The sequence below is a fragment of the Enterobacter cloacae complex sp. SHL021 genome, from assembly GCF_049237765.1.
Classification (GTDB): Bacteria; Pseudomonadota; Gammaproteobacteria; order Enterobacterales; family Enterobacteriaceae; genus Enterobacter; species Enterobacter cloacae.
In genome coordinates, this window is the sequence record NZ_JBMKJG010000025.1 from 1 (window position 1) to 13,047 (window position 13,047).

Annotated in this window: 13 protein-coding genes and 1 tRNA gene; 5 read left to right on the forward strand and 9 right to left on the reverse strand. The window is 54.8% G+C overall.

The features are described 5' to 3' along the window. Nucleotides 1-287: 287 nt before the first annotated feature. Nucleotides 288-363 (reverse strand) — tRNA-Phe (locus ACOTZF_RS20825). Nucleotides 364-532: 169 nt separating this feature from the next. Between ACOTZF_RS20825 and ACOTZF_RS20830 the strand changes: the two genes are divergently transcribed. Beyond that, nucleotides 533-1,378: an AraC family transcriptional regulator gene (locus ACOTZF_RS20830; RefSeq protein WP_038985608.1), complete on the forward strand. Its 846-nt coding sequence runs from the start codon at nt 533-535 to the stop codon at nt 1,376-1,378. A 36-nt stretch (nt 1,379-1,414) separates the two neighbouring features. Next, a complete protein-coding gene (locus ACOTZF_RS20835) occupies nt 1,415-2,005 on the forward strand; it encodes a LysE family translocator (RefSeq protein WP_129252812.1) in 591 nt (196 codons plus the stop codon). Here ACOTZF_RS20835 and ACOTZF_RS20840 read toward each other — a convergent pair. The 5 genes from ACOTZF_RS20840 to aspA form a co-directional block, all read right to left on the reverse strand. Further along, complete coding sequence (locus ACOTZF_RS20840; protein ID WP_013095254.1) at nt 2,002-2,577, reverse strand: transcriptional regulator; 576 nt, start codon at nt 2,575-2,577, stop codon at nt 2,002-2,004. The two genes, ACOTZF_RS20835 and ACOTZF_RS20840, sit on opposite strands and share 4 nt — an antisense overlap. Nucleotides 2,578-2,625: 48 nt before the next feature. Then, entirely contained in the window at nt 2,626-4,326 is a 1,701-nt protein-coding gene (locus ACOTZF_RS20845; RefSeq protein WP_047352264.1) for a protein-disulfide reductase DsbD, read from the reverse strand. Then, entirely contained in the window at nt 4,302-4,625 is a 324-nt protein-coding gene (gene cutA, locus ACOTZF_RS20850; protein WP_013095256.1) for a divalent cation tolerance protein CutA, read from the reverse strand. The genes ACOTZF_RS20845 and cutA overlap by 25 nt, the downstream gene beginning before the upstream one ends. Nucleotides 4,626-4,738: 113 nt before the next feature. Continuing rightward, nucleotides 4,739-6,040, reverse strand: a complete 1,302-nt coding sequence (locus ACOTZF_RS20855; RefSeq protein WP_057071264.1) for an anaerobic C4-dicarboxylate transporter — start codon at nt 6,038-6,040, stop codon at nt 4,739-4,741. Nucleotides 6,041-6,156: 116 nt separating this feature from the next. Then, nucleotides 6,157-7,593 (reverse strand): aspartate ammonia-lyase, encoded by a 1,437-nt coding sequence (gene aspA / locus ACOTZF_RS20860; RefSeq protein WP_003855923.1) that lies wholly within the window; start codon nt 7,591-7,593, stop codon nt 6,157-6,159. Nucleotides 7,594-7,928: 335 nt separating this feature from the next. On the opposite strand from aspA, the gene ACOTZF_RS20865 reads away from it, so the two are divergent. Further along, nucleotides 7,929-8,393, forward strand: a complete 465-nt coding sequence (locus ACOTZF_RS20865) for an FxsA family protein (protein WP_164987677.1) — start codon at nt 7,929-7,931, stop codon at nt 8,391-8,393. Between the two features lie 37 nt (nt 8,394-8,430). Here the strand turns inward: ACOTZF_RS20865 and yjeH are convergent, their stop codons facing one another. Next, entirely contained in the window at nt 8,431-9,651 is a 1,221-nt protein-coding gene (gene yjeH, locus ACOTZF_RS20870; RefSeq protein WP_129252817.1) for an L-methionine/branched-chain amino acid transporter, read from the reverse strand. Between the two features lie 178 nt (nt 9,652-9,829). On the opposite strand from yjeH, the gene ACOTZF_RS20875 reads away from it, so the two are divergent. Then, on the forward strand, nt 9,830-10,123 hold the full coding sequence (locus ACOTZF_RS20875; protein ID WP_003855929.1) for a co-chaperone GroES: 294 nt from the start codon (nt 9,830-9,832) through the stop codon (nt 10,121-10,123). Between the two features lie 39 nt (nt 10,124-10,162). Further along, complete coding sequence (gene groL, locus ACOTZF_RS20880) at nt 10,163-11,809, forward strand: chaperonin GroEL (protein WP_013095260.1); 1,647 nt, start codon at nt 10,163-10,165, stop codon at nt 11,807-11,809. 86 nt (nt 11,810-11,895) lie between these two features. Here the strand turns inward: groL and ACOTZF_RS20885 are convergent, their stop codons facing one another. Together ACOTZF_RS20885 and ACOTZF_RS20890 are read right to left on the reverse strand one after the other, a co-directional pair. After that, the gene (locus ACOTZF_RS20885; protein WP_129252819.1) at nt 11,896-12,357 is read right to left on the reverse strand and encodes a YjiG family protein; all 462 of its coding nucleotides are present in this window, start codon (nt 12,355-12,357) and stop codon (nt 11,896-11,898) included. After that, nucleotides 12,338-13,015 (reverse strand): nucleoside recognition domain-containing protein, encoded by a 678-nt coding sequence (locus tag ACOTZF_RS20890; RefSeq protein WP_013095262.1) that lies wholly within the window; start codon nt 13,013-13,015, stop codon nt 12,338-12,340. The genes ACOTZF_RS20885 and ACOTZF_RS20890 overlap by 20 nt, the downstream gene beginning before the upstream one ends. Nucleotides 13,016-13,047: the final 32 nt, after the last annotated feature.

A 13,047-nucleotide genomic window follows, 5' to 3' on the forward strand; every position in this document is an offset into this window, starting at 1 on the left:
GATGGTAGTGTGGGGTCTCCCCATGTGAGAGTAGGGAACTGCCAGGCATCAAATAAGAAGAACCCCGTACCGTAAGGTGCGGGGTTTTTTGCTTTGCACGCCAGAAAATATGCCGGATGGCGGCTTCGCCTTATCCGGCCTACAAAACCTGTAGGCCCGGTAAGCGCAGCGCCACCGGGCATGGCAGATCGCACGATCCCACGGTAAAGAGAAACAAGAATACTGAAGAAGGGATTTATAGATGCAGAAAAGCAAAAACCCAGCCATAGGCTGGGTTCTTTAAATAGTGGTGCCCGGACTCGGAATCGAACCAAGGACACGGGGATTTTCAATCCCCTGCTCTACCGACTGAGCTATCCGGGCAACGGAGCGCATTAAACCGCAATCCTGCCCGAGCGTCAACATTATTTAGGGAAAAGCTGTTCAACTGCTTAAGTTTGCGGCAATCTGTCGGTTTATGCGACGAAAGTGCACAAATCTTCCAGACAGAACCCGTTCACTGCAGCAATGCTGATAGTAAGAGGAGGGCAGTATGGCGAACGACTGGCTTGAGCTACGTCAGCATGCAGAGACGGGCATTGAGACGATTAAAGCGCACTTCGAAGGGCATGCCTACGATCCGCACTGGCACGACAGCTATCTGGTAGGGATCACCCTTTCGGGTACTCAACAGTTTCACTGCCGCCGCGTGCGTCATCATAGTCAACCGGGGGATGCGTTTTTACTGGAACCGGGTGAGATCCATGATGGTGACGCACCTGTAGAAGGCGGCTTTACCTATCTTACCTTTTATCTGGATGAGCAGTGGCTAACACATACGCTGCGCGGATTATATGACGCTACGCCTGACAGCTATTCACTGCACTTTTCTCAAACGCTGACGCGCGAGCCACGGCTGGTACGTAGCATCGGTGAGACCTTTGCCACACTGCATAACGCGGAGATGAAAATCGTTCAGCAGAGCGCGATGGATAATCTGCTCTCTCAGATCACCGCCCACTGCCACTGGCGTAAGCGGCTCCCGTCTCAACGGCAAAGCGCTGCCGTCGCGCATCGTGCACGCGATTACCTCTACGCGCATATGGACGAAAACGTCGGGTTGTCGGATCTGGCACGTGAGACGGGAACCGACCGCTTCACGCTGACGCGCTGTTTTAAACGCGAGTTTCACCTGGCACCGCATGCGTGGCTTATTCAGCTACGCCTTGCAAAAGCTCGCCAGTTGCTGGCTCATGGTGAGCTGCCCGTGGATGTGGCATCGGAGGTAGGCTTTGCCGACCAAAGCCACCTTGGACGCTGGTTCCAGCGAGCATACCGTATATCGCCAGCCTATTACCGTCGGCTGTGCACAAACCTTCCAGACGTTTCCAGAAAATAGCGGCACATTGATGGCTCTGATAATAAGGAGCCACCTGTGAGTACAATACCTTTTCTGCTGTTTGCCTTTGTCGCTTCGATAACGCCAGGGCCGACCAATATCCTCATTCTCACCAACAGCCAGCACTTCGGCATCAAAAAAACCGTTCCGGCCATTCTTGGAGGATGCATGGCTGCGAGCATGATTGTGCTGGTTTCAGGTGCCGGTGCAGGGGAAGTGCTTCGCCAGTACCCCCTGATTCGTCAGATGATGAGCTGGGCAGGGGTGTTATGGCTAAGCTGGATGAGCTGGCAGTTATTTAACGCGCCTGCAGCAAACCTCTCTGCGAAGACGCATACCCGTTTTACCGCGCAAGCTGCAGCCCTGTTGCAGATCGTAAACCCGAAAACCTGGATGATGGCGCTGGCGGTTGTCAGCCTGTTTGCCCCTGCAAGCGAGCACGTGCTGCGGGATATAGCGCTGATGGCGCTGTGGTTCCTGGCCATCTCGGTGGTGTGTCTGATGTGCTGGGCGTGGCTGGGGAAGGCGGTAAATCAATTCTTTCGCACCACCGTGGCGATGGTGCGATTTCAGCGGCTGATGGCATTGTGCCTGCTTGTCTCAGCCTGGGCTGGGGTGCTGGCTTAGGTCAACGCGCCGCCCATGCGGCACTGGGCAAAGCGCAGGATGTCCTCTGCCAGGCGGTGAGCGGTATCCACATCGGCCTGGCTACGGTTTACCAGCATACGGCTCAGGCAGCCTTCCAGCACCAGCTCCATTTGCTTTGCCACCATTGCCGGATCATCCACTTCAAGCGTTGTCAGCAGCTCGTGGGTGAAGTCGTGCGCCGCCCGTTTTTGCTGATCCGCCAGCTGGTGGATCGGATGGCCTGGATCGGGGTAGTACGTGCAGGCGGCGATAAACAGACAACCCGGATAGCGGTTGTTACTTACACATTCCGTCAGCGCGGTATAGCGTGCCAGCAGCTTCTGTTCGGCGGTCAGCTCTTCATTTAACATCAGCTGCCTGCGCCAGATATCAACCTGCTGGCTGAGGTAGCGCAGGGCATCATAAAGCAGCGCCTCTTTATCGGGCCAGAAGCGCGTAAGCTCATCCAGAGGGTAATCGATACGGTCGGCTACCATCTCAAGCGTGGTGCTGGCGATCCCTTGAATCTCAAGTAATTGCAGGGCTTGTCCCAGTACGTCTTCGCGTTGCACGGTTCTCTCCTCCGTTATTCCCAACGGTTGTCCCGTTTAAAGTGTTGTTTACGGTTGGCGATCGCGCAAATGCGCGCTGAAAGCCGCCGCGTCCATAAACCCGGTTACACGCTGCCCTGGCTGTTCTTCACCCTGTTGATTGAAGAACAGAATGGTCGGCAGCCCGAGCACGTTAAGTTGCTTCAGCAGGGCTTTATCCTGCGCATTGTTGGCGGTCACGTTTGCCTGAAGCAGAACGGTCCCGTTTAGCGCCCCTTGCACCTGCGGGTCGCTAAAGGTGTACTTTTCAAACTCTTTGCAGGCAACGCACCAGTCTGCGTAGAGATCGAGCATCACCGGTTTGCCGCGCGCCTGGGCCAGAGCCTGGTTAAGATCATCCACGTTCTTAATCTGGATGAAATTCAGATGCGCCTGGTTCTGAGCCACTGGCGTGCCAAATGCCCAATCCTGAAGTGGACGCACGCTCACCAGCGCAGCGGCGAGCAGGACGATTTGTACCAGACGCATCCACGCGCTTTTTGCCCCCAGACTGACGATAAACGCCCAGGAGAAGAACGCTACGCCGAGCATCGCCCACAGGCGCATCCCCCAGACGTCACCGACAATACGCTCCAGCAGGAAGACCGGCAGCGCCAGAATGACAAAGCCAAACGCGGTTTTCACCGTCTCCATCCACGGCCCGCTCTTCGGCAGCAGGCGGTTGCCAAATACCGTGACCAGGATCAGCGGCAGACCCATCCCAAGCGCGTAAAGGTACAACGTACCGCCGCCAAGCCACATATTACCGCTCTGGGCGATATAGAGCAGAATCGCGCTAAGCGGTGCGGTGGTGCAGGGCGAACAAATCAGCCCGGCGATAGCTCCCATCGCAAACACACCACCTGCTGAACCCCCCTGTTGGCGGTTGCTGAGCAGCGTTAAGCGGGTTTGCAGGGAAGACGGCAGTTGCAGGGTGAACAGGCCAAACATCGACAATGCCAGCAGGATAAACACCACCGACAGGCCGATAAGGACATAAGGGTGCTGAAGAGCCGCCTGGAACTGTAAGCCGGCCGCCGCAACCACGAGGCCGAGTGCCGTATAGGTTAACGCCATTCCCTGCACGTAAATAAAGGCAAGCAGTAGCGCGCGGGCGGTGCTAAGACGCTGTTTTCCGCCCAGCACTATCCCGGAGATCAACGGGTACATCGGCAGTACGCATGGCGTGAAAGCGATGCCGATACCAATCAGCAAGGCCCAGAGCGCGGAGAAAGGGAGGTCTGACGCAGGCTCACCTTCACGCTTGACCTCTGCAGGAAGAGGAGCAACGTTGGCGGCAGACGCTTTAACTTCACTAAGCGGAACGACCTTGGTTTCTGGGGGATAGCAGAAGCCTGCATCGGCACAGCCCTGGTAAGTGACGGTGAGCGTAGCGCCTTTGTCTGCCTGTTGCACCGTTACGGGCACGCTTAAGTGCTGGCGATAAATCTCGCTTTTGCCGTAAAACTCATCCTCGTGCCATTCTCCCGCAGGCAGTTGCAGCGCGCCCACGCTTGCCTGAGCGGGTGTGATACTGACCTGCTTACGATACAGGTAATAGCCCTCTTTCACCTGCCAGGTGAGGTTGAGGTCATGCTGGTTTTGCTGGAAATCGAAAACAAATGCCTGATCGGCAGGAATAAAGTTCGAACGGCCGGGCGCGTCAAACAACCCGGCAAAGACTGACGTGCTGCACAGCAGCAGGATCAGCGTAAGGAAACGTTGAGCCATGAGAGATAATCGTTATCACCGTGGAGCACTGGCAATACCAGCAGTTCCGGAGTTTGGTAAGGATGATGAGATTTGAGGCAGTCAAGAAGCGCCTGCTGGTTTGCCGGGTTGGTTTTGAGCAACATCTGGACTTCATACTCCTGCTCCAGTTTGCCTTCCCAGTAATAGAGGGAGGTCGCTCCGGGGAGGAGGGTTACACAGGCAGCCAGTTTTTCGGCCAATACTTTGGCGGCGAGATCCTGGGCGGAAGCTTCATCAGGGGCGGTACACAATACGACAACAGCATCAGGCGTGTTCACAAGTCGACCTCCTCATCACGAAAGTGGTCACTATATCACGCAAGGCGATTGGTCATTAATGAAACGGGCCGCAGAGCGGCCCGATTTTAACTATTTTTACAACCCGAAATGGTTTACAGCACGACGCCGCCGATGATAAAGCCGAGGATCACGCACAGCGTAATCGCGACCACACCCGGGATCAGGAACGCATGGTTAAACACATACTTACCGATGCGGGTTGAACCAGTGTCATCCATTTCAACCGCCGCCAGCAGGGTTGGATAAGTGGGCAGAACGAACAGGGCAGAAACGGCAGCAAACGAGGCAATGGCCGTCAGTGGCGTTACGCCCAGCATCAGAGCCGCAGGCATCAGCGCCTTGGTCGTGGCAGCCTGAGAATAAAGCAGGGTCGCGGCAAAGAACAGCACCACCGCCAGCAGCCATGGGTAGTTGTGCAGCAGGTCACCCGCAACGGTCTGGATATCGCTGATGTGCGCTTTTACGAAGGTATCACCGAGCCATGCCACACCCAGCACGCACACGCAGGCGCTCATACCGGATTTAAAGGTGCTGGCATTCAGCACTTCGCTGGTATCGATTTTACAGGTGATGCTGATCAGGGTTGCGATGGTCAGCATGAATACCACAATCGCTTCGTTACGCGGCAGAACCGGGTTCTGGATGAGGCCTACTGTGTCACTGATCGCCGTCGCGTAGAACATCACCGCCACGATACCGATCAGGAACAGCATCACGGAGCGTTTCGCATGCGGCTTCAGTTTGAAGACCTGGCTACCGCGCAAGCTCACTTCGCCCTTGGCCAGACGTTCCTGATAAACCGGATCGTCTTTCAGTTCAGCGCCGAGGAAGTTACACAGCACGGCGGTGATCATGACTGCAATCAACGTTACCGGAATACAGATCGCCAGCAGCGTCAGATAGCTCACGCCCATGGGTTCCAGGATACCGGCGAAGAACACCACTGCCGCGGAAATAGGCGAGGCGGTAATCGCAATCTGGGAGGCCACCACCGCAATAGAGAGCGGGCGAGAGGGACGGATACCCTGTTCTTTCGCCACTTCGGTAATCACCGGCAGCGTGGAAAAGGCAGTGTGACCGGTACCGGCGAGAATGGTCATGAACCAGGTCACCAGCGGGGCAAGGAAGGTAATGTATTTAGGATGACGGCGCAGCATACGCTCCGCCAGACTCACCAGGTAGTCCATACCGCCAGCCACCTGCATGGCGGCGATAGCGGCAATAACTGCCATGATGATTTCGATAACGTCAAACGGGATTGCGCCGGGTTTAATCTGAAAGATAAGGGTAAGAACGAGCACCCCGAGACCGCCGGCAAAACCGATGCCGATACCCCCGAGTCTTGCTCCCAAATAAATCGCCAACAGGACGATGACGAGTTCTGCTCCAAACATAAGGACCTGCCTTGCTTATTAACAAGTTGATATTGAATTGTTGTATTTTGGTAACGCCTAAAAAGAAAAAAGGCACGTCACAAGTGACGTGCCTTTCGGAAGCTTAGCCTGAACGGTTACTGTTCGCTTTCATCGGTGTATCGTTTCGCTTTATATGCCGGGTGCATCAGGTTCTGGGCGGAGAAGATATCGTCCAGCTCGGCTTCGGTCAACAGTCCGCGCTCCAGTACGACTTCACGCACGCTCTTACCGGTTTCGGCGCAAATCTTACCGACGATGTCGCCGTTATGGTGGCCAATGAACGGGTTAAGGTAGGTGACGATCCCGATGGAGTTGTACACGTAACCTTCGCAGACTTCTTTATTCGCGGTAATGCCGTTGATGCATTTTTCCAGCAGGTTATAGCAGGCGTTAGTCAGGATGTGGATAGATTCGAACATCGCCTGGCCAATCACGGGCTCCATGACGTTCAGCTGCAGCTGACCGGCTTCAGAGGCCATGGTTACGGTCGTATCGTTACCAATAACCTTGAAGCAAACCTGGTTCACCACTTCTGGCACTACCGGGTTCACTTTCGCTGGCATGATGGACGAACCGGCCTGCAGTTCTGGCAGGTTGATTTCGTTCAGGCCAGCGCGTGGGCCGGAAGAGAGCAGGCGCAGGTCATTACAGATTTTGGACAGTTTCACCGCCAGACGTTTCAGGGCGCTGTGTACCATGACGTAGGCGCCGCAGTCGGAGGTGGCTTCAATCAGATCTTCTGCAGGTACGACCGGCAGGTTAGAGACTTCAGCCAGTTTCTGAACCGCCAGCTGCTGATAACCGTCCGGCGTGTTCAGACGTGTACCGATGGCGGTGGCGCCCAGGTTCACTTCCAGCAGCAGCTCGGAAGTGCGCAGCAGGTTTTTAGTTTCTTCATTCAGCAGCACGTTAAACGCGTGGAATTCCTGACCGAGGGTCATTGGCACCGCATCCTGCAACTGGGTACGACCCATTTTCAGAATGTCCTGGAACTCAACCGCTTTGCGCTGGAAACCGTCGCCCAGCTGGTTGATGGCGTCGACCAGTTTCACAACGGAGGCATAAACCGCGATGCGGAAGCCGGTTGGGTAGGCGTCGTTAGTGGACTGACATTTGTTGACGTGATCGTTCGGGTTCAGGTACTGGTATTCACCTTTCTGGTGGCCCATCAGCTCAAGGCCGATATTTGCCAGTACTTCGTTGGTGTTCATGTTGACGGAGGTGCCCGCGCCGCCCTGATAGACGTCAACCGGGAACTGGTCCATGCATTTGCCGTTGTTCAGCACTTCATCGCAGGCCGCGATAATCGCATTTGCCGCGCTTTTAGGAATGGTTTGCAGCTCTTTGTTTGCCAGCGCTGCCGCTTTCTTCACCATCACCATGCCACGGACAAACTCAGGAATATCGCTGATTTTGCTGTTGCTGATGTAGAAGTTTTCAATCGCTCTCAGAGTGTGGACACCGTAGTAGGCATCCGCTGGAACTTCCCTGGTACCCAACAAGTCTTCTTCGATACGAATGTTGTTTAACATGTGAACCTTCTTTTCAAGCTGCCGATGGATTGTACTAAACACACAGTATTTATGTGGTTTTGAATATTTTCTGACCGACGATTATTCCCTCAATCGGCCAATTGCTCGAGATCATATGCTGATGATAGCGAATTGCCGTAAGCTGGATCACTTATTATCGACCCGATTCCATGATAATTATTAATCTGTGAAATGGGTCACCGCTTTAATATTTCCAAAAAAAATATCCGTGCAAACCGATTGAATTTTAGCTAACCGTCCTCATCTCTTACAGACGCGTGTCGCGAACACATTCAGACAGGGGCCAAAAGGCACCTGCCACACAGGAGACGCCAGTGCGCTGGATACCGTTTATTGCTTTCTTTCTCTATGTTTACATTGAGATTTCGATTTTTATCCAGGTCGCCCATGTGCTGGGCGTCCTGCTGACGCTGATTCTGGTGATTTTCACCTCCGTCATCGGCATGTCGCTGGTGCGTAATCAGGGTTTCAAAAATTTCCTGTTAATGCAGCAGAAGATGGCCGCAGGCGAGAGCCCGGCGGCCGAGATGATCAAAAGCGTATCGCTGATTATTGCCGGTCTGCTGCTGATCCTGCCGGGCTTCTTCACCGACTTCCTCGGTCTGCTGCTGCTGTTGCCGCCGGTGCAAAAACACCTGACCATGAAGCTGCTGCCGCATCTGCGCTTTAGCCGGATGCCGGGCGGCGGATTCAGCACCGGCCCGGGTGATACGTTTGAAGGGGAATACCAGCGTAAGGATGACCAACACGACCGTTTGGATCATAAAGACGAGCGGTAATGTTTTTGCCCGGTGACGCTTCGCTTACCGGGCGCGACTAAAGCGCCACCCACAGCCCTGCCAGCATGACGACGGCGTACATACTCTTCCATCCCACCATCATCAGCAACAGCAGGCAAAGCACTCCCCCGACAACGGCCAGTGCTTTATAGCGACCCTTCAACAGACGACAACCCGCCAGCATGCACAGCAGGTAGATCATAATAAATATGCCGTTGGCATAGATGATTAGCGCATCCAGATTGATCTTAAGCGCGTAAATACACAACGTGCTCACAACGCAACTTCCCAGCACGAGATTCAGCGCATTCACCGGCAGCTGACGCTTAGACAACTGCGCAAGACGGCTCTGCGGTTTATTGCGCGCCTGAGACCACACCAGCCGCGCAAAGCTCTGGATGTAAATATTGAGGCTGGCAAAACAGGCCAGATAGCCAATCACACAGGCCACCCATAGCGCTTTTACGCCAAACAGCTGCACCACGATACCCGGCAGCGAAGCGGCGGCTGCTTTATCTGCGCCAAAGGCGTCGAAGTGCAGCACCAGCACAGTACAGGCCCAGTAAACCGTGCCTGCGACCAACAGGCCAATCATCAGGGCTCGCGGAAAATCGCGCTCGGAATGCTTAAACTCCGACGCCAGATGGGCGAACGCTTCCAGACCGACAAAACACCAGAACATGACTGACAGCGCAGCGAAGAGCTGCGCATGATCGATATCGGTGATGGTCGGGAAGGGGATCTCCTCGACGCGAATATCTCCCGCCCACCAGATAGCGGCGATGAGCGCGACAATCAGCACCGCGACGATCGTCTGCAGGTTAGCGCTGGAACTGGCCCCGCGTGAGCCCACCCACCAGACGATAGCCAGCGTACCCAGTTCAGCCAGCAGCAGTGCTTCGTCATGCCAGCCGAAGAGCGCTTGCCCAAAGCCGGTTGCGATATGCAACGCCGCAGGCAGACCAACCGGAATGACGGAAAGGAACAGCCAGCCGGTGACGCGCTCCAGTCGTGGGCCAAACGCCATGCCGACAAAGTGCGCCACGCCACCCGCGCTGGGAAAATGCCTTCCCAGAATGGCGAACACGATCGCGACCGGGAACACAAGCACAATCAGCACCGGCCACGCCCACAGGCTGTTATTTCCGGCAACCAGCGCCGCCAGTGCGGGCACCGCAAACACTCCTGTTCCTAACAAGGAGGTTGAGAGCAGGCCGACCCCCTGCGTCAGCCCCAACTCCTGTTTGAGTCCACTCATTGACATCGTCCCGCCACCATTCAAAGAGAGCCGATGGTAACACTTTCGCAAATTTTTTTTCGACTCCCCCTTGAAGGGGTAAAAAGCTATCCCCATCTCTCAGGGCACTAGCCGGAAAACCGTGTGCGGTCCGGCGTCATCCATAACTGATAATGACTTTCTCAAAGGAGAGCTATCAATGAGTATTCGTCCGTTACATGATCGTGTGATCGTCAAACGTAAAGAAGTTGAAACCAAGTCTGCTGGCGGTATCGTTCTGACGGGTTCTGCAGCAGCAAAATCAACGCGTGGCGAAATCATCGCTGTCGGTAAGGGCCGCATCCTGGAAAACGGAACTGTGCAGCCACTGGACGTTAAAGTTGGTGACATCGTCATTTTCAACGATGGCTACGGCGTGAAATCCGAGAAGATCGACAATGAAGAAGTGTTGATCATGTCCGAGAGCGACATTCTGGCAATTGTTGAAGCGTAATTAACGCACGAAACTGTACGAATTTGAGGAAATAAGAACATGGCAGCTAAAGACGTAAAATTCGGTAACGACGCTCGTGTAAAAATGCTCCGCGGCGTAAACGTACTGGCAGACGCAGTTAAAGTCACCCTGGGCCCGAAAGGCCGTAACGTAGTGCTGGATAAATCCTTCGGCGCGCCAACCATCACCAAAGATGGTGTTTCCGTTGCACGTGAAATCGAGCTGGAAGACAAGTTCGAAAACATGGGCGCGCAGATGGTGAAAGAAGTGGCCTCTAAAGCGAACGACGCTGCAGGCGACGGTACCACCACCGCGACCGTACTGGCGCAGGCAATCATCACTGAAGGTCTGAAAGCCGTTGCTGCGGGCATGAACCCAATGGATCTGAAACGTGGTATCGACAAAGCTGTCGCGTCTGCTGTTGAAGAACTGAAAGCGCTGTCTGTACCATGCTCTGACTCTAAAGCGATTGCTCAGGTAGGTACCATCTCCGCTAACTCCGACGAAACCGTAGGTAAACTGATCGCTGAAGCGATGGACAAAGTCGGTAAAGAAGGCGTGATCACCGTTGAAGACGGTACCGGTCTGGAAGACGAACTGGACGTGGTTGAAGGTATGCAGTTTGACCGCGGTTACCTGTCCCCATACTTCATCAACAAGCCAGAAACTGGCGCTGTTGAACTGGAAAGCCCGTTCATCCTGCTGGCTGATAAGAAAGTTTCCAACATCCGCGAAATGCTGCCAGTGCTGGAAGCCGTTGCGAAAGCAGGCAAGCCACTGGTTATCATCGCTGAAGACGTTGAAGGCGAAGCGCTGGCGACCCTGGTGGTTAACACTATGCGTGGCATCGTGAAAGTGGCTGCGGTTAAAGCACCTGGCTTCGGCGACCGTCGTAAAGCTATGCTGCAGGACATCGCTACCCTGACCGGTGGTACCGTAATCTCTGAAGAGATCGGTATGGAGCTGGAAAAAGCGACCCTGGAAGACCTGGGCCAGGCGAAACGTGTTGTGATCAACAAAGACACCACCACCATCATCGATGGCGTGGGTGAAGAGTCCGCTATTCAGGGCCGTGTTGCTCAGATCCGTAAGCAAATTGAAGAAGCAACGTCTGATTACGACCGTGAAAAACTGCAGGAGCGCGTAGCGAAACTGGCAGGCGGCGTTGCGGTAATCAAAGTCGGTGCGGCTACCGAAGTTGAAATGAAAGAGAAAAAAGCACGCGTTGACGATGCCCTGCACGCGACCCGTGCTGCGGTAGAAGAAGGCGTGGTTGCTGGTGGTGGTGTTGCGCTGGTGCGTGTTGCCGCCAAACTGGCTGGCCTGTCCGGTCAGAACGAAGACCAGAACGTGGGTATCAAAGTTGCGCTGCGCGCGATGGAAGCGCCTCTGCGTCAGATCGTTTCCAACGCCGGTGAAGAGCCATCTGTTGTTACCAACAACGTGAAAGCGGGCGAAGGTAACTACGGTTACAACGCGGCAACAGAAGAATACGGCAACATGATCGACTTCGGTATCCTGGATCCAACTAAAGTGACCCGTTCTGCTCTGCAGTATGCGGCATCTGTAGCTGGCCTGATGATCACTACCGAGTGCATGGTGACCGACCTGCCTAAAGGCGACGCACCTGACTTAGGTGCTGCTGGTGGTATGGGCGGCATGGGTGGTATGGGCGGCATGATGTAATTGCCCCCTTCGCCCGGCAGCCATCAGGCGTTGGGCGCTACCTCTTAATAAAAAACCCCGGGCATCGCTGTCCGGGGTTTTTTGTTTTAGAACAGCAGTTGCATGACCCACATAGAGAGCAGAGCGTTAATTACGCAGACGCCAATAATATGCGGATAGTATTTAGGGTTTACCCCTGCCGTACCGAGACAGCGGCCGGTGTTTTGCACCGGATTACCCATCAGATAGATAGCCGGAAGCAGTACGGTGGCGTCATGCCCGCTGAGCGTCCCTGCCACCACCAGACTTGCGCAGACGCCCACGCCGCCGCCCATGCTCATCACCGACGCCAGCAACACGGTGGCGGCTTCTCCGGGCAGCCCCCACAGCGCCATAATCGGCTCGCAAACGCGGCCAACGATATCCAGCAATCCTGTTACCTTCAGCGCCTGGATGATCACGAAGGCCATTACGACGTTTGGCAGCAGGCTGGTGGTGGCGATGGTAAAGCCACGGCGAGCGCCGTCGGTAAAGAGATCCATCAGGTTTTTACGCACTTCGGCGGTCATCTTCTCTCTCCTTGATCTGACGGGTTTCCATGTGCGCAATCCATGCTCTGAGAAAATTGGCACCTATAAATTTAAAGACAAGAATCACTGCCAGCGGGGTGATAACCGGCACGGTGATGCTGGTGAACAGCGCCGCGCCGGACGAGAAGTAATTGGTGATAATTGCGCTACCGCTGGTCTGAAAGGTGGCGAAAATCGCTCGTTCCCTGTCGCTGATAACGCCTTCATCGGCGAGCTCTTTGGTCATACCTGCAGCCGCATCGGTGTTTTGCAAATTGGCGATAAGCGCCAGAGAACAAATACCTGGAATGCCCAGCAACGGTTTCAAAACGGGCGTCATCAATTGCTGTGCCGCCCGCAGCCCGCCCAGCCCTTCGGTCACTGAAATGATGCCCAGCGACAAAATAACAGACGGTGCAAGTTCCAGCGCAAACAGAAAGCCATCTTTTGCGCCGGTACCGCCTGTGCCGCGAAAAGAGACGCTTGCGGCGCCTTCGCCGTTAACCTGACCAAATGTGCCGTTCAGCACGGTGAAATCAAAGACTCGCCACCATTCGGTGGCTTTGGCGAAAAAGCCAGAAAAGAAAATGATGGTTAGAAAGAAAGCGAGATACCCTACCCACGTCACTTTCCCCTGATTCGGGGATACTTCACTCATGTTGCCTCCTGTTTTTATGTTTCCCTGTCACT